This is a genomic window from Sinorhizobium psoraleae (assembly GCF_013283645.1).
Classification (GTDB): domain Bacteria; phylum Pseudomonadota; class Alphaproteobacteria; order Rhizobiales; family Rhizobiaceae; genus Sinorhizobium; species Sinorhizobium psoraleae.
On record NZ_JABEKV010000004.1, the window covers coordinates 920627 to 937899 of the forward strand.

14 protein-coding genes, 1 tRNA gene and 1 riboswitch are annotated in these 17273 nt (G+C 61.1%); of the genes, 9 read left to right on the plus strand and 6 right to left on the minus strand.

What is annotated here, in order from left to right; translation table 11 throughout:
* Positions 1-35: 35 nt before the first annotated feature.
* A complete protein-coding gene (locus tag ILFOPFJJ_RS25395) occupies positions 36-713 on the minus strand; it encodes an alpha/beta hydrolase (RefSeq protein WP_173513292.1) in 678 nt (225 codons plus the stop codon).
* A 223-nt stretch (positions 714-936) separates the two neighbouring features.
* On the opposite strand from ILFOPFJJ_RS25395, the gene ILFOPFJJ_RS25400 reads away from it, so the two are divergent.
* From ILFOPFJJ_RS25400 to sufA, 7 genes are all read left to right on the plus strand, one after another.
* Positions 937-2103, plus strand: a complete 1167-nt coding sequence (locus ILFOPFJJ_RS25400) for a cysteine desulfurase family protein (RefSeq protein ID WP_173513293.1) — start codon at positions 937-939, stop codon at positions 2101-2103.
* 151 nt (positions 2104-2254) lie between these two features.
* Entirely contained in the window at positions 2255-3724 is a 1470-nt protein-coding gene (gene sufB / locus ILFOPFJJ_RS25405) for a Fe-S cluster assembly protein SufB (RefSeq protein WP_173513294.1), read from the plus strand.
* Between the two features lie 81 nt (positions 3725-3805).
* Positions 3806-4561 carry a Fe-S cluster assembly ATPase SufC gene (sufC, locus tag ILFOPFJJ_RS25410; RefSeq protein WP_173513295.1) on the plus strand — a complete coding sequence of 252 codons (756 nt, stop codon included), beginning with the start codon at positions 3806-3808 and terminating at the stop codon, positions 4559-4561.
* A 22-nt stretch (positions 4562-4583) separates the two neighbouring features.
* A complete protein-coding gene (sufD, locus tag ILFOPFJJ_RS25415; RefSeq protein WP_173513296.1) occupies positions 4584-5861 on the plus strand; it encodes a Fe-S cluster assembly protein SufD in 1278 nt (425 codons plus the stop codon).
* A gap of 12 nt (positions 5862-5873) precedes the next feature.
* Positions 5874-7115, plus strand: coding sequence for a cysteine desulfurase (locus ILFOPFJJ_RS25420; RefSeq protein WP_173513297.1), 1242 nt, complete (start codon positions 5874-5876; stop codon positions 7113-7115).
* A 119-nt stretch (positions 7116-7234) separates the two neighbouring features.
* A complete protein-coding gene (locus tag ILFOPFJJ_RS25425) occupies positions 7235-7615 on the plus strand; it encodes an SUF system Fe-S cluster assembly protein (RefSeq protein WP_173513298.1) in 381 nt (126 codons plus the stop codon).
* 91 nt (positions 7616-7706) lie between these two features.
* On the plus strand, positions 7707-8099 hold the full coding sequence (gene sufA / locus ILFOPFJJ_RS25430; RefSeq protein WP_173513299.1) for a Fe-S cluster assembly scaffold SufA: 393 nt from the start codon (positions 7707-7709) through the stop codon (positions 8097-8099).
* 133 nt (positions 8100-8232) lie between these two features.
* Here the strand turns inward: sufA and gcvP are convergent, their stop codons facing one another.
* The 3 genes from gcvP to gcvT are packed head-to-tail and all read right to left on the minus strand — an operon-like array spanning position 8233 to position 12615.
* The gene (gene gcvP / locus ILFOPFJJ_RS25435) at positions 8233-11097 is read right to left on the minus strand and encodes an aminomethyl-transferring glycine dehydrogenase (RefSeq protein ID WP_173513300.1); all 2865 of its coding nucleotides are present in this window, start codon (positions 11095-11097) and stop codon (positions 8233-8235) included.
* Positions 11097-11459, minus strand: a complete 363-nt coding sequence (gcvH, locus tag ILFOPFJJ_RS25440; RefSeq protein ID WP_173513301.1) for a glycine cleavage system protein GcvH — start codon at positions 11457-11459, stop codon at positions 11097-11099. The genes gcvP and gcvH overlap by 1 nt, the downstream gene beginning before the upstream one ends.
* 16 nt (positions 11460-11475) lie before the next feature.
* Positions 11476-12615: a glycine cleavage system aminomethyltransferase GcvT gene (gcvT, locus tag ILFOPFJJ_RS25445; protein WP_173513302.1), complete on the minus strand. Its 1140-nt coding sequence runs from the start codon at positions 12613-12615 to the stop codon at positions 11476-11478.
* 141 nt (positions 12616-12756) lie between these two features.
* Positions 12757-12844: riboswitch (glycine riboswitch) on the minus strand.
* Between the two features lie 161 nt (positions 12845-13005).
* Between gcvT and ILFOPFJJ_RS25450 the strand changes: the two genes are divergently transcribed.
* Complete coding sequence (locus tag ILFOPFJJ_RS25450; protein WP_173513303.1) at positions 13006-13413, plus strand: hypothetical protein; 408 nt, start codon at positions 13006-13008, stop codon at positions 13411-13413.
* An 84-nt stretch (positions 13414-13497) separates the two neighbouring features.
* A complete protein-coding gene (locus tag ILFOPFJJ_RS25455; RefSeq protein ID WP_173513304.1) occupies positions 13498-14466 on the plus strand; it encodes a DUF1775 domain-containing protein in 969 nt (322 codons plus the stop codon).
* Between the two features lie 15 nt (positions 14467-14481).
* Here the strand turns inward: ILFOPFJJ_RS25455 and ILFOPFJJ_RS25460 are convergent, their stop codons facing one another.
* Together ILFOPFJJ_RS25460 and ILFOPFJJ_RS25465 are read right to left on the minus strand one after the other, a co-directional pair.
* On the minus strand, positions 14482-14859 hold the full coding sequence (locus tag ILFOPFJJ_RS25460) for a hypothetical protein (RefSeq protein ID WP_173513305.1): 378 nt from the start codon (positions 14857-14859) through the stop codon (positions 14482-14484).
* A 1337-nt stretch (positions 14860-16196) separates the two neighbouring features.
* Positions 16197-16272, minus strand: a tRNA-Ala gene (locus tag ILFOPFJJ_RS25465).
* Between the last annotated feature and the right edge of the window lie 1001 nt (positions 16273-17273).

Sequence of the window (17273 nt, forward strand, 5' to 3'; positions counted from 1 at the left end):
ATGCGTGCAAGGAACGCTTCACCACCGTCGATCTGTCAACGGATGCGCTTGGCTGCCGGTTCCGGCGTCAATTCGCCGTTGAGACGGCGATCGAGATAATCCTCGCACTCAGCCATCAGGTTCTCGATCTGGCCATTGAAGAAATGATTGGCGCCGGGCACGGTCTTGTGCGTAATCAGGATGCCCTTCTGAGCCTTGAGCTTGTCGACGAGGCCGTTGACGTCCTTCTCGGGGGCTACCTTGTCGGAATCACCGTTGATGATCAGGCCGGACGAGGGGCAAGGGGCGAGGAACGAGAAGTCGTAGATGTTCGGCTGCGGCGCGACGGCCATGAATCCTTCGATTTCCGGGCGGCGCATCAGCAGTTGCATGCCGATCCAGGCCCCGAAGGAATAGCCGGCAACCCAGCAGCTCTTCGAATCGGGATGCAGGCTCTGGACCCAATCAAGTGCGGAGGCGGCGTCGGAGAGTTCGCCCGCGCCGTGATCGAACTCACCCTGGCTGCGCCCGATGCCGCGGAAGTTGAACCGGAGCGTCGTGAAGCCGCGCTTCTGGAACATGTAGAAAAGCTGATAGACGATCTGGTTGTTCATCGTGCCGCCGAACTGGGGATGCGGGTGCAGGATGATGGCGATCGGGGCGCTCTTCTGTTTCGAAGGCTGATAACGGCCTTCAAGGCGACCGGCTGGTCCGTTGAAGATGATCTCGGGCATTGGCTCTCCGGGAATGTTTCTGGTTCAAATCGCGGTTTCAGTGCCGATCTGTCTTGACGAAAGCAGTCAGGTTTTCTAAAACCTAGTTTAGAACCGTTCAAAACTTCGGTGCGGGCATTCCGCCATGTGCTTCGTCTCATAAGGCAAGCGGCGCGGAAAATTCAAGGAAAATGCAACGGCGCCGATTGTAACGGCCGAGCCACTTGTTCTAGCGAAGGAAACGATGTCGGGACCGCGCATTTATATGGACTGGAACGCCACGGCGCCGCTTCTGGCCGAAGCGCGCGAGGCTTTCCTGTCCGCGGTCGACCGCATAGGCAATCCGTCGTCTGTTCACGGCGAGGGTCGGGCGTTGCGCGCGCTTGTCGAAAGCGCGCGGCGTGACGTCGCTGCGCTTTGTGGCGCGCAAGCCGCCTCAGTCACCTTCACCAGCGGCGCCACCGAGGCCGCCAATATGGTGCTGACCCCGGATTTCCGCATGGGGCGGACGCCGCTCCGGATCGCCAAGCTCTACGCCTCGGCTATCGAGCATCCGGCAGTACGCGAGGGGGGGCGTTTCGCGCGCGAAGATGTTTGCGAGGTGCCGGTGACGGCTGCCGGCGTGATCGATTGTGCTGCGCTGCAAGCGCTGCTTGCTTCCCATGATCGCCAGACCGGGCTGCCGATGGTCGCCGTGATGCTCGCCAATAACGAGACGGGCATCGTCCAGCCGATCTCCCAAGTCGCGGCCATCGTTCGCGCCCATGGTGGCCTCCTGGTGGTCGATGTGGTGCAGGCGGCCGGTCGCTTGCCGTTGTCGATCGAGGCGCTAGGCGCGGATTTCCTCATCGTTTCATCGCACAAGATCGGCGGCCCGAAAGGTGCGGGCGCGCTCGTGGCGCGTGGGGAAGTCATGATGCCTTCGGCGTTGATCCGTGGTGGCGGACAGGAAAAAGGCCATCGTTCGGGTACGGAAAATGCGCCGGCGCTTGTCGGCTTTGGAGCGGCAGCCCGTGCTGCCGCCAACAACATAGAAGAGCGTATGGGCGCCATTGCCACCTTGCGCGATCGGCTCGAAGCCGAAATGCAGTCGTCCGCGCCGGATGTGGTCATCCACGGGCGCGATGTTTCTCGTATCGGCAACACGAGCTTCTTCACGCTTCCGGGTCTCAAGGCCGAAACCGGCCAGATCGCCTTCGACCTCGAAGGCGTGGCGCTTTCGGCAGGATCGGCTTGCTCCTCCGGCAAGGTCGGGCAGAGCCATGTGCTGACGGCGATGGGTTACGACCCCCGCCAGGGAGCGCTGCGTATTTCGATCGGCGAGGCGACGACGGAGGCTGAAATCGAGCGTTGCGCGACAGTGTTCGCGAAAGTGGCGGCCCGCCGTCGCTCGACCGGGCAGGCCGCGTGACGCAAGACGATGAACGAAATTGCGGAAAAGCAATTTTCCGCTTGGCAAACGGGGTGAAAAGCGCCTTTTAGCCATTACATAAGCGGTGCGCAAAGTTCGCATCGTATTGACAAGCTGCCGGACCTTGGATCCGGCAAGATTGGAGAACGACATGCCTGCCGTGCAGGAAACGATTGACCAGGTCCGTCAGATCGACGTGGATCAGTACAAATACGGCTTCGAAACGCATATTGAGATGGACAAGGCGCCGAAGGGCCTGTCCGAGGACATCATTCGCTTCATTTCGGCCAAAAAGAACGAACCGGAATGGATGCTTGAATGGCGTCTCGACGCCTATCGCCGTTGGCTCACGATGGATGAGCCAAGCTGGGCGCGTGTCCGCTACCCGAAGATCGACTTCAACGAAATTCACTACTACGCCGCTCCCAAGGGCACGACGGGGCCGAGATCCCTCGAAGAGGTCGATCCGGAACTGCTCAAGGTCTACGAAAAGCTCGGCATCCCGCTCAAGGAGCAGGAAATCCTTGCCGGCGTGCAGAAGTCGAAGATCGCCGTCGATGCAGTGTTCGACTCCGTTTCGGTCGTCACCACCTTCAAGGAAGAGTTGAAGAAGGCCGGCGTGATCTTCATGTCGATTTCGGAAGCGATCCGCGAGCATCCGGATCTGGTCAGGAAGTATCTCGGCTCGGTCGTTCCGCCGACGGATAACTTCTATGCGACATTGAATTCCGCCGTCTTCACCGATGGTTCCTTCGTCTACGTGCCGAAGGGCGTGCGGTGCCCGATGGAGCTTTCGACCTATTTCCGCATCAACGAGAAGAACACGGGCCAGTTCGAGCGCACGCTGATCATCGCCGAAGAGGGGGCCTATGTCTCCTATCTCGAAGGCTGCACGGCGCCGCAGCGCGACGAGAACCAGCTTCACGCCGCGGTCGTCGAGTTGGTCGCGCTCGACGAGGCCGAGATCAAGTATTCGACGGTGCAGAACTGGTATCCGGGCGACAAGGAGGGCAGGGGCGGCATCTACAATTTCGTCACCAAGCGTGGCGATTGCCGCGGGAAGAACTCCAAGATCTCCTGGACGCAGGTCGAAACCGGCTCGGCGATCACCTGGAAGTATCCGTCCTGCATCCTGCGCGGCGACGGTTCGCGCGGCGAGTTCTATTCGATCGCCGTGTCCAACGGTCACCAGCAGGTCGACTCGGGCACCAAGATGATCCATCTCGGCAAGAACACGTCGAGCCGCATCATCTCGAAGGGCATCGCCGCCGGCGTTTCGGACAACACCTATCGCGGTCAGGTTTCGGCCCACCGCAAGGCCGAGAACGCCCGCAACTTCACACAGTGCGACTCGCTCCTGATCGGCGACAAGTGCGGGGCGCATACGGTGCCCTACATCGAGGCGAAGAATTCGACCGCACAGTTCGAGCATGAGGCGACGACGTCCAAGATTTCCGAGGACCAGTTGTTCTACTGCCTCCAGCGCGGCATTCCGGAGGAAGCGGCGATCGCGCTGATCGTCAACGGCTTCGTCAAGGAAGTCATTCAGGAACTGCCGATGGAATTTGCGGTCGAAGCGCAGAAGCTGATCGGCATCTCGCTGGAAGGCTCCGTGGGCTAAGGCCTCGACCACCTATCGAAAAAAGCGCGCACGGGACTTGCGCGCAAAAAAATTATTCGCTTCCGAAGAGGACGATTGAAAATGCTTGAAATCAAGAACCTGCACGCACGCATCGCCGAAGACGGCACCGAGATCATCCGCGGGCTGAACCTGACCGTGAAGGCAGGCGAAGTCGCCGCCATCATGGGACCGAACGGCTCGGGCAAGTCGACGCTGTCCTACATCCTTTCGGGCCGCGAAGACTATGAAGTGACCGAGGGCGATATCCTTTATAACGGCGAAAGCATCCTGGAGCTCGATGCTTCCGAGCGTGCGGCGAAGGGCATCTTTCTCGCCTTCCAGTACCCGGTCGAAATCCCGGGCGTCGCCACCATGCAGTTCCTGAAGGTGGCAATGAACGAGCAGCGCAAGTATCGCGGCGAGGACGAACTGACGACGCCGGAATTCATGCGCCGCGTCAAGGAAGCCGCTGCCGAGCTCAAGATCGCTCCGGAAATGCTGCGCCGGCCGCTGAACGTCGGCTTCTCCGGCGGTGAGAAGAAGCGCGCGGAAATCCTGCAGATGGCGCTGCTGGAGCCGAATTTGTGTGTTCTCGACGAAACCGACTCCGGTCTCGACATCGACGCGCTCAAGGTCGTGGCCGATGGCGTCAATGCGCTGCGTTCGCCGGATCGCGCCGTTATCGTCATCACCCACTACCAGCGCCTGCTCGACTATATCGTTCCGGATACCGTCCACGTCCTCTACAAGGGCCAGGTCATCAAGTCGGGCGACAAGACGCTGGCGCATGAACTCGAAGCCAAGGGCTATGCGGATCTCATCGAGGCGGCAGCCTGACGCCTGTTGAAGGAGTGTTCGAATGAATATGCAACAGGCTATCAAGATGACGGCGGCCGAAACGGCGCTCGTCGATGCCTATACCGCGCAGATCGGCGATCTGCCGGGCGATGGGGCCGTGCTGTCGCTCCGCGATACGCTCGTTCATGAGCTGCGGACGGCCGGATTGCCGACGCGACGCATCGAGTCCTGGCACTATACCGACCTGCGCACATTGCTGCGCGCGGTGCCTGCCGCCGATGCGTCCGCCTTTGCCGACAGGGTCGAGGCCGTCGTTCCGGGCTCTTCCGTGCTTGCGGTTCGCAGCGGCCAGGCTGACCTCAAGAGCCTTCCCAGGGGTGTAACGGCACGATCCTATACCGAGAGCCTGCTCGACGGTTCGGCTGTGGTAGGCCTCACCGTGCTCGGCGCGGACGATGCCATCGGCCGGATCAATGGCGGGCTCGTTCGCGGCGGTCTCGAAGTCACGGTCGCCGAAAATGTCGAACTGGAAGCGCCGCTCGAGATTCAGGTCGTCCAGAGCCACGGTCAGGCGCACACGCGTTTTCCGGTGTTCTTCGGTGCCGGCTCCAAGGCGACGGTGATCGAGCGGCACCTGTCGACGAGCGCGGAAGCAAGCTTCGTTTCCACTGTGAGCGATGTGACGCTTGCCGAAGGCGCCGATGTGATCTGGATCATTCTGCAGCAGCAGGGCATGGCGGACACGCATCTCGGACAGATCCGCTTCGACCTCGGCAAGGACGCCAAGCTGCACCTCTTCGTCATCAATGCCGGCGGCAAGCTGGTGCGCCAGGAAATCCACGGCAAGGCGAGCGGCGAAGGCGCCGATTTGACGCTGCGCGGCATCAACCTGCTTGGCGGCGAGAGCCACACGGACGTGACCTTCACGCTCAGCCACGACGTGCCGCATACGACCTCGAGCGAGATCATCCGCAACGTCGTCTTCGACCGGGCGAAGGGCGTATTCCAGGGCAAGATCCTGGTCGCCAAGGACGCGCAGAAGACCGATGCGAAGATGTCGTGCAACACGTTGCTCTTGTCCGACGACGCCGATTTCTCGGCGAAGCCGGAGCTCGAAATCTTCGCCGATGACGTGCAGTGCGGTCACGGCGCAACGGTGATCGATATCGATCACACGCAACTCTTCTATATGCTCGCTCGCGGTATTCCGGAGAACAAGGCCCGCGCGATGCTCGTCAACGCTTTTGTGGCCGAGATCGTTGAAGAGCTGGAAGATGACGAAGAGCTGGTCGAGGCGCTCGAAGGCATAATCTCGGCCTGGCTGGAAAAACACGCCTGATTGGACAAAGACATGGAACACACGGTGCCGGTGCCGGCCTACGACGTCGAGACGATCAGAAAGGATTTCCCGATCCTTTCGCGGATGGTCTATGGCAAGCCACTTGTCTATCTCGACAACGGTGCATCGGCGCAGAAGCCCCAGCTCGTCATCGACGCCGTGGCTCATGCCTATTCCAATGAATATGCCAACGTCCATCGCGGCCTGCATTTCCTCTCCAATGCCGCGACGGAAGCCTACGAGGCGGCGCGCGAGAAGGTTCGCCGCTTCCTGAACGCGCCATCGGCTGAAAATATCATCTTCACGAAGTCCTCGACCGAGGCGATCAATACGGTTGCCTACGGCTACGGCATGCCGAAGCTCGGCGAGGAGGACGAGATCGTCATCTCGATCATGGAGCATCACTCCAACATCGTACCCTGGCACTTCATCCGCGAAAGGCAGGGCGCGAAGCTCGTCTGGGCGCCGATCGATGACGATGGCGCGTTTCACATCGATGACTTCGTCAAATGCCTGACGGAACGGACAAAGCTCATCGCCATCACCCATATGTCGAACGCTCTCGGTACGGTTGTGCCGGTGAAGGAAATCTGCCGCATCGCCCGTGAGCGCGGCATTCCGGTACTCGTCGACGGCAGCCAGGGTGCGGTGCATATGCCGGTCGATGTTCAGGACATCGATTGCGACTGGTACGTGATGACCGGCCACAAGCTCTACGGTCCGTCCGGCGTCGGCGTGCTCTACGGCAAGATGGATCGCCTGAAGGAGATGCGCCCCTTCATGGGCGGCGGCGAGATGATCGAGGAAGTAACCGAGGACCGGGTTACCTACAACGATCCGCCACATCGCTTCGAAGCCGGTACGCCACCGATCGTTCAAGCGATCGGCCTCGGCTACGCGCTCGACTACATGGAACAGATCGGCCGCGACGCGATCAGGGCGCATGAGGCGGATCTCACCGCCTATGCGCGCGAACGCCTGTCGGCGGTCAACTCGCTCAGGGTCTTCGGCGATGCGCCCGGCAAGGGAAGCATTTTTTCGTTCGAGATCGCCGGCATTCACTCGCACGACATTTCGATGGTGATCGATCGTGCGGGCGTTGCTGTTAGAGCGGGGACACATTGCGCTCAGCCGCTCTTGAAACGCTTCGGAGTCACCTCCACATGCCGTGCGTCTTTCGGCCTCTACAATACGCGGGCCGAGGTCGATGCGCTTGCGGATGCGCTGGATCATGCGCGGAAGTTTTTCGCGTAGGGCGGGACGGGGAAAAATATGTGCGGTTTTCCGCCCGTATCCCGTTCTGACTTGTTGAAATCGATCGTTCATGATTTTGGGTCAATCGATCCAAATCATGGTGATCCAAGGAGGCCGATATGAGCCTGGACGCAACGGAAGAAAAGATCGATGTCCGCGAGGGTATCGTGCATTCGGCCATCCCCGCCGAAGAACTGGCGCGCCTCAGCGATGACATCATCGCCGCTTTGAAGACGGTCTACGATCCGGAAATCCCGGCCGATATCTTCGAACTCGGGCTCATCTACAAGATCGACATCGAAGACGACCGGACGGTGAAGATCGAGATGACGCTGACGGCGCCCGGCTGCCCCGTTGCCGGAGAAATGCCGGGTTGGGTCGAGAACGCCGTCGGTGCCGTCGAGGGCGTTTCGGGCATCGAAGTGACTATGACCTTCGATCCGCCGTGGACGCCGGACCGTATGTCGGAAGAGGCGCAGGTCGCGCTCGGCTGGTACTGAGCCTCATATTGATCCGTTAAGAGACGGGCATTACATTAGATTCTGGAAGGCGCCGGGCCTTTACCCCGGCGACGTGAAGGAGAAGAAGCCGATGGGCTTTGCCATAATGAACTTGACCGATGCCGCCGCCGGCCGCGTGCGGTCGATCGTTGAGAATGCTGGAGGCGATGCCAAGGGCATCCGCGTCAGCATCAAGAAGGGCGGTTGCGCCGGCATGGAATATGCCGTCGATCTCGTGACCGAGCCTAACGGCAAGGACGACCTGGTCGAACATCTGGATGCAAAGGTCTGGGTCGCTCCCGAGGCCGTGCTTTACCTGCTCGGCACCCAAATGGATTTCGAAGTGACGCCACTGCGCTCCGGTTTCACCTTCAACAACCCGAACCAGACGTCCGCCTGCGGCTGCGGCGAGTCCGTCGAGCTGAAGCCGGCCGATCTGGCGGCGCTTGCGGCGAAGGGCGATGCCGTGGTTCGCGCGAACTAAGAGTTCACGCAACCGCTGGATTGAAAGCCCGGCTTCTCGCCGGGCTTTTTCGTTGCTGTTCGAAGCCGTCCTTGCTCGATAAGCTCGTCTCAGAAAGGGCGGGGTGTGCGAAGGCACACTCCGCCGCGTCATTTCATTCCGCCGCTTCCGCGTAACTTTCTATCGGCGGGCAAGTGCAGACGAGGTGACGGTCCCCGTACACATTGTCGACGCGGTTGACCGGCGACCAGTATTTGTCGACGCGGAAGGCGCCCGGCGGGAAGCAGGCCTGTTCGCGAGAATAGGGTCTGTCCCAATCGCCGACGAGGTCTTCGACCGTGTGCGGCGCGTTCTTCAGCGGATTGTTGACCTTGTCCATACGGCCTTCCTCGATGGCGCGGGCTTCCTCGCGGATCGCCAGCATCGCATCGCAGAAGCGGTCGAGTTCCGCCTTGGTTTCCGACTCGGTCGGCTCGATCATAAGCGTGCCGGCGACCGGCCAACTCATGGTCGGTGCGTGGAAGCCGCAGTCGATCAGACGCTTCGCGACATCGTCGACTGTTACGCCCGCGCTGTCGGCGAGCGGGCGCGTGTCGATGATGCACTCATGCGCGACGCGACCCTTTGCCGACTTGTAGAGCACATCATAAGCACCCTTCAGTCGCGCGGCGATGTAGTTGGCGTTGAGAATCGCCACCTTGGTCGCTTGGGTCAGCCCTTCGCCGCCCATCATCAGGCAGTAGCTCCAGGAGATCGGCAGGATCGAAGCCGAACCGAAAGGAGCCGCCGACACCGCGCCCTCATGCCCGTCCGTTTCCGGATGGCCCGGAAGGAACGGGGCAAGATGCGCCTTCACGCCGATCGGCCCCATGCCCGGGCCGCCGCCGCCGTGCGGAATGCAGAAGGTCTTGTGCAGGTTCAGGTGGCTGACGTCCGAGCCGATGTCGCCCGGCCGGGCAAGGCCGACCATGGCATTCATGTTGGCGCCGTCCATATAGACTTGGCCGCCGTGCTTGTGGACGATCTCGCAGACCTCGCGGACGTTCTCCTCGAACACGCCATGCGTGGATGGGTAGGTGATCATGCAGCAGGAGAGATTGTCCGCATATTGCTCGGCCTTGGCGCGGAAATCGTCCATGTCGATTTCACCGATGTCGCTGACCTTGACGACCACGACCTTCATGCCGGCCATCTGCGCGGACGCAGGATTGGTGCCGTGCGCCGAGGTCGGGATCAGGCAGACGTCGCGATGGCCGTTGCCGTTGGCGATATGATAGGCGCGAATTGTCAAAAGACCGGCATATTCACCTTGCGCGCCCGAGTTCGGCTGCATCGAAATCGCGTCATAGGCGGTGACGGCGCAAAGTTTTTGCGAGAGGTCCTCGATCATGTGGCGATAGCCGAGCGCCTGGTCCGCCGGAGCGAAGGGATGGATTTCGGAAAACTCCGGCCAGCTGATCGGCAGCATTTCGGCCGTGGCGTTGAGCTTCATCGTGCAGGAGCCGAGCGGGATCATCGCCCGGTCGAGCGCGAGGTCGCGGTCCGCGAGGCGGCGGATGTAGCGCGTCATCTCGCTTTCGGCGCGGTTCATGTGGAAGATCGGATGGGTCAGGTATTCGCTGGTACGCAGCAGCGGCTGCGGCAGGCGATAGCCCGGCTCGAACTCTTCCACCTTGAAGTCGCCGCCGAAGGCGCGCCAGACCGCCTCGAGCGTCACGGGCCGCGAGCGTTCGTCGAGGCTGATCCCGATCTTCGTGTTGCCGATCTTGCGAAGGTTCACTTCCTCCGCCACCGCCGTCTTCAGGATAATGCCTTGCAGCTTGCCAACCTCGACCGTGATCGTGTCGAAGAAGACGTCCGGCTCGACGGTGTAACCGAGCTTTTCCAGCCCCATGGCGAGACGCACCGTCTTCTGGTGGACGCTCTGCGCAATCGCCTTGATGCCCTTCGGGCCGTGGAAGACGGCATACATCGACGCCATCACCGCAAGCAGCACCTGCGCCGTGCAGATGTTGGACGTCGCCTTTTCGCGGCGAATGTGCTGTTCGCGCGTCTGCAGCGACAGGCGGTAGGCGCGGTTGCCACGCGAATCGATCGAAACGCCAACGAGGCGGCCGGGCATGGAACGCTTGTAGGCGTCCTTGACCGCCATATAGGCCGCGTGCGGACCGCCATAGCCGACCGGGACGCCGAAGCGCTGCGTCGAGCCGACAGCGATATCGGCGCCCATTTCGCCGGGCGATTTTAGCAACGCCAGCGCCAACGGATCGGCGGCAACGGCTGCGATCGCGCCTTGCTCGTGCAGTTTGGAGATCAGCGCCGTGAAATCACGGACGTGACCGTAGGTGCCCGGATACTGGAAGATCGCGCCGAAGACATTGGCAGCATCGAGATCTGCGAAGGGATCGCCGACGACCACTTGCCAGCCGAGCGGTGCGGCGCGGGTCTTCAGAAGGGCGATCGTCTGGGGATGGCAATTCTCGTCGACGAAGAAGGTTTTTGCCTTGGACTTCGCGACGCGCTCGGCCATCGCCATGGCTTCGGCGGCGGCCGTCGCCTCGTCGAGCAGCGAAGCGTTCGCGACATCGAGGCCCGTCAGATCGCAGACCATCGTCTGATAGTTGAGCAGGGCCTCGAGCCGGCCTTGGCTGATCTCGGGCTGATAAGGCGTATAGGCCGTGTACCAGGCCGGATTTTCCAAAATGTTGCGCTGGATGACCGGCGGCGTAATCGTGCCGTAATAGCCCTGGCCGATCAGCGAGACGAGTTTCTGGTTGCGGTTCGCCGTTTCACGCAGCTTGTCGAGCGCCTCGCGTTCGGTCATCGGCGTGCCCCAGACTAGCGGCGTCGTTTGCCGGATCGCCGGGGGAACCGTGTCGTCGATGAGGGCGTCAAGGCTCGGATAGCCGACGACCTTCAGCATCTCTTCCATTTCCACGGGCGAGGGGCCGATATGACGCCGATTGGCGAAATCGTAAGGCTTGTAATCGGTAAAGGTGAAGTCTTTCGGCATGCTCATCAGACGACGAGCTCCTTGTAGGCCGCTTCATCGAGAAGGGCGTTGGCCGCACTCGGGTCGGCGAGTTTCAGCTTGAAGAACCAGGCCGCACCCTGCGGATCGCTATTGACGAGCGACGGGTCGTCGACGATCGCCTGGTTGACCTCGATGATCTCTCCGTCGAGCGGACAATAGACGTCGGAGGCCGCCTTGACGGATTCGACGGTCGCGGCCGAATCGCCCTTGGCGAAGGAGGAGCCCGCTTCCGGCAGTTCCACGAAGACGAGATCGCCGAGTTGCCCGGCGGCATGCTCGGTGATGCCGACGGTCGCGACGTCACCTTCGATCTTCAGCCACTCGTGTTCTTCGGTGAATTTCAGCATTAGCGCGCTCTCCTGATCAGCGTTTGTAGGTTTGTTTGACAAAGGGCAGGGCGGCGACGGCAAGCGGCAGATATTTGCCGCGCACCTCCGCAAAAAGTTTCGTGCCGTTGCCGGCGTGGGCCGCGTCGACGTAACCCATCGCTATCGGGCCATCGACGCTGGGGCCGAAGCCGCCGGAGGTGACAGTACCCACCGCCATATTGCCCTCGGCATCCGCAAAAACCTTGGCCCCGCCGCGAACGGGTGCGCGACCTTCGGGCTTCAACCCGACGCGGCGGCGCTTGGCTCCATTGGCGAACTCAGCGAGGATGCGCTCAGCACCGGGGAAACCACCGGCGCGATCACCGCCCGCGCGGCGGCTCTTCTGAATCGCCCATTCGAGCGCCGCCTCCACCGGCGTCGTGCCGGTGTCGATGTCGTTGCCGTAAAGACAAAGGCCCGCCTCGAGGCGAAGCGAATCGCGGGCACCGAGGCCGATCGGCATGACGTCCGGATGTTCGAGCAGTCGTTGCGTCACATCGACGGCCGAGTCGACGGGGATGGAGATTTCAAAACCGTCCTCGCCGGTGTAACCGGAGCGGGAGATGATGCAGGCGACGTCGTGTAGATCGGCTTCCGCCACGTCCATGAAACGCATGGCGGCAACATCGGCCCAGAGCTCGCAGAGCACGGCTTCCGCGCGCGGCCCCTGCAGTGCCACAAGCGCGCGATCATCGAGCATTGTGACGTCGCAAGTATCGCCGAGACCGTTCTTCAGGTGTTCGAAATCCGCATCCTTGCAGGCGGCGTTGACAACAAGAAAGAGATGGTCGCCGCGATTGGTGATCATCAGATCATCAAGGATGCCGCCTTCATTGTTTGTGAATAGGCCATAGCGTTGGCGGCCCTCTGCCAGGCCGAGGACATCGACCGGCACCAGCTTTTCGAGCGCCAGCGCCGCGTCCTCGATGCGGCCGGACTTGGGCCGGACGACGACCTGGCCCATGTGCGACACGTCGAAAACGCCCGCTGCGGCGCGGGTGTGCAGATGTTCCTTGAGCACGCCATCCGGGTATTGCACCGGCATGTCATAGCCGGCAAAGGGCACCATGCGCGCACCGAGCGAGAGGTGCAACGCGTGCAGCGGCGTGTGCTTCAAATGGGAGATCTCTTCCAAATCCGGCCTCCAGGTCTGACGCATCTCGCGCCGGCTCACACTACCGGCGTCGAACGCCGACAATTTTGAGCCCCCTCTGTCCCTTTGCCTGAGATTGTTATCCCTTCGGCGAGCGTAAACGCTTCTCTCCAGAGTCCTACCGGCACCTTGCTGGTCCTTTGGCCTGAGAGTTTCCGGGGCGGTTGCTCCTTCGGCACCGGACTAAACCGGCTTCTCCCAACAAGATCGTTCCCAGATAACGGCGAAGCCCGGATTTTGGCAAGAGCCTATGTCGCGACCAAACACATTTTTGTCGCCGTGGCTTCATCATTGGCGATAGCGGCCTGCGGCAATTCGGCCTTTGCAATTCCTCCCGGTTGGGGGTAACCAAGAGCCGACCAAGAGGGGACTATGGCAAGGCGCGTGGATAAATGGCGGATTGCGGTGCGGGTGCTCGCCGCCTTTGCGCTCGTTTTCCTGTCTTTCGCCCACAAGCCGGCTCTCTCCAAAGCACCAAACCCGGCGGTTGCCGCCGATTATCTGCTGCCCGACGGCACATTCGCGGATATCTGCTTCGGCACGGAAGGCATCGATCATGATACCGGACAGGACAAGTCGTCCGGGATCGCGCCCATTTGTGAAGCCTGCAGGCTGGCCGGATCGGTGCTGCTGCCGGCGCCGCCCGAACAAGGCGCGCCCGCCGAAAACGGCAACTGGCTTGCCAAGACGCCGATCGGCAACGCCGAAGTGGCGCGTGCTCCCCAGCGGCTGCTGCCGCCGTCACGCGGACCCCCAACATTCGTCGTAACCTTCTCCTGACGCATTCCATTTTTCATCGGCCGCCGAGGCGGCATTGACCACGAAGGCCCGAGGCTAGAGGCCGCGTGGCTTGGAGATTACGACATGACCAAGACCAGATTCACCCTGCTTGCCGCCAGCCTCTCGCTTGCCGCCGCAGGCACCGCGCATGCGCACGCTACCTTCGAAAACGACAGTGCGCCCGTCGAAACGACATTCAAGGCTGTTCTTCAGGTCCCGCACGGCTGCGACGGCAAGGCGACGACGGAAGTGCAAGTGAAGCTGCCGGAGGGCTTTGTCTTCGCCAAACCGCAACCGAAGCCCGGCTGGGAACTGGAAATCGTCAAGGGCGATTATCAGAAGACCTATGACAATCACGGAACCAAGGTTTCGTCCGGACCGGTGGAAATTCGCTGGAAGGGCGGCGATCTGCCGGACGAGTTCTACGACACCTTCATCGTACGAGGCAAACTGTCCGGCTTCGACAAGGAGACGGTTCTCGCCTTTCCGACAACGCAGCTTTGCGGCACCGAGGGCAAAGTGGTTTGGGATCAGGTGGCGGCCGAAGGTCAGAACGCCCATGAACTCAAGAGCCCGGCGCCGACCATAACCGTGACGCTCGCAAGCGGCGAACATGCTCACGGCGGGCATGGCAAGCATCAGATGGCCGGCGGTCCGATCGAGGCCGGTGACCTCGAAATCTCCGGCGGCGCCGTCAAGGCGATGCTGCCCGGCGCAAAGGTCGGCGGTGGCGGCCTTGTCGTCAAGAACACCGGCAGCTCCGACGACCGGCTCCTCGCTGTCGAAAGCCCGGCCGCAGGGCGGGTCGAGCTGCATGAAATGCGGATGGAAAACGAGGTCATGAAGATGCGCAAGCTCGAGGGCGGGATCGCCATTCCGGCCGGAGCGACGGTCGAGCTCACGAGCGGCAGCCTGCACCTGATGTTCATGGAGGTGAAGAAGCCGTTTGCCGAGGGCGACACTGTTCCGGTGACGCTCACCTTCGAAAAGGCAGGCAAGGTCGAGTACGTGCTGCCGGTCGGCGCCGCCACGGGCGGCCACAAGCACAAATAGGATCCGGCTCGACCGTCAGACGCCCTGAATGAACCGATCGAGGATCGCGGCAATCTCGTCGCCGCTTTCCTTTTCGTCGCCGGCGGGCTCGTCCTGCCGGCTTCCCCGTTTACCGCCGCGCTCTTCGTTCTGCATGTATTCGAGATAGCAGCGCAGTGCTTCGGCCTGTGTCTGCTGCGGCGGGCGGCCGCCGGCGCTGATCAGCATCAGGCCGAGAGGCAGGGCGCCTTTCACCTTCGCAACCAGTTCCGGCGCGCTCTGTTCCTGCCGACGCGCCGAAAGCAGCGTGATCACCTCGTCGGTCGGGCCGTCGCCGCGCACCCGAGCGGATGGCTTGACGGCTTCTGCCGCGTAGGCGGCCGTTGTCGCGGAGATGGTGACGACCTGGGTCAAGATGTTCCGCCTCGTCAGCGCTCGATGCGCCTTCCTTCAGACCTCAACTATCCTTCTTCTGTGGCAGATTTCGCTTGCGAGCCGGTGAAATCGGGCCGGGGAATTTTATGCAAATCTTAACGTTTGCGGCTTTCGGCGCGGCCCGCGGAAAAAATACGTGACGCCACATGCGCGAGAACATGTCGAAGAACCGGCTGGCGATCCAGCCCGTTCTCACGACTACGGGATCTTCGTCTCAGCGAAGCTCTTGGGCCCTGTCCTTGCTCAACGGCGAGAGCGGCTCAAAGACTAAGGCGGAAGAGGTCGAGGGGAGGCGACCACATCCAGGTCGCCCGCTGCGATGGGCAGCCTCGTTCGCGAGCAAATCTTTTTCTATACCTTCGGTTGAGCAACATAGTACAATCACAGTCGCAATGAAAAAAGGACGCCAGATCCTGCGCAAATGCAAGAGCATCGGGGGACGTCACTCAGCAGGAAAGGACGAAGGGTCAATGCGCGTGATCGTGTTATTGCTAGCGCTCTCTGTACTGTGCGCGTGCTCGCAAACCGGAAGGTCCACCACCATCGACCGGTACGAACGCGGGGAGGGGGACTATTATCCGGGAATCGTTCCGCCGACTCCATTCTAGAAATATTTCCCGAACCTAAGGGAAAGTAGAGTAGCCGCAAAGGAAACCTCGTGAGCGGGTCTTTCTGCCCCGCTTTGCTGCGTCGATTGAATGGACGTGCACGCTCACTCCTGCCGCACGGGAGGGTGCCGGCAGACTGCGGAGCGATACGTCTCCGGCCAGTCATGGCTGCGCCGGTCGCTGAGCACGTGAAAGAATGGCTCGTGGTCACCGGCAGGGAATTGATCCCGCGCCAAGGCCGGAATATCAATGATCGTCAATCCGTTAGCAAAGGTACGAGGCCTATGCGCAAGATCCTGTTGTTGCTCGCAGTCGTGACTCTCGCGGCGTGCTCGAAGACCGTCCATGTCGGCGGCGAAGGGGAGTATTACCAGGGTATCGTCCCGCCGCGCTGATTGCAGCGGCCTCCTGCCTGCCGTTGACGGCGACTGGTCCGGGCGCTCACAGCACATATTCCTCGTAAACAAGATCAATAGAGATTGCGGATCGCGAACAACTCCGTCGTCAGGATTTGTGCGTGCGCGTCTTGCGTCTTTTTCCAAGGGAAGCGTCGATCGATGGCGCGGCCCGTTACCCGCCGGGCGGCCAGTCCCTGCACCCCCCCCCGCCAGAGTCTCGCCGAGATAGCCGCGCGCCTTGGCACGAGGCCGTCACACATGTCTTAGGTACGTCCCGTTACCTATGTCGCCGGGTCGGACAATGAAGCTTTGGTGGAGCCGAAGGGAGTCGAACCCTCGACCTCCGCAGTGCGATTGCGGCGCTCTCCCAACTGAGCTACGACCCCAGCAGTTCAAGTGTATAAGAGAATTCGGCGGGACGCGCCAGTGTCTTCGTGACCGCACGTCAAGGCATTAAATCTAAACGGATGATCGTGTTCTGGACGTGGCAGGAACTAGGTCATTAGGTCATGACCACGTCGCCTTAATCGATTTCCGGGCGACGGTCGCCAGCTCCGGATGCGGCTGTATCCCTCGCGCCCGCTCTCCGTGATGACAATCCCGTTGTTCTTCTGCAAAGCATTCCGGGCGCCGAAGCGCCCGGAAGGGATCGTCGTTTTTGCCTTGGCGACGGCGACTTGATTGATTGAGGGTGTCGCGTCCACCGATACATTGCCCCAGGGAGGTTTTTCCGGATTGGATTCATTGATTTTTTTCGACCGAATCCATTGTAGTTTTCCCTGGTCCAGCCAAAATCTGCCCTTGGGGCATAAAAAAGCCCGGCCTGATGCCGGGCTTCTGATCGCTCTCTCGATGATTATCGCGTGAGTTCGTGCGTCTTATAGAATGTTGTGCCGACCGCCGCCTTTTCGATGGCCGGGTGAATTCCCGCTGCCTCAAGCTGTCGCTTAGCGACCCCGATGTTAATCCCCCGTTCTCGCGCGTAGTGGTAGAGAGATGTAAATTCTGACTTAAAACAGTTGATCACCTCCGGGCGGACCACCTTCTGAGGACATCTGTTTCTAGGATTAATAGCGACGTCCGCTTCAATGAAGCCTAAACCAATAAGACCAGTCAAAGTCCGATCGGTGATCGCAAGGAGCTTTTGGGCTTCCCTTAAGCTCAGAGCCCCGTGATCGGTGAGACTCGTAAGTCTTGCGATCTCTCTGGCGTCGAACCTAAAAGCTTCGATCCCACGATCGCGGGGGTCAATCGCAACGACCGTTAATTTGCCGTCCAGCAATAGATCCAGGATTTCGGCGAATCTGCAGTTGGCTCGTCGAGCGGTTTTCGGTAAGCGGTGTTCTCAGGCCACGGGCTTGGTTTCTGGCTTGTCGGCGTAGGTCCA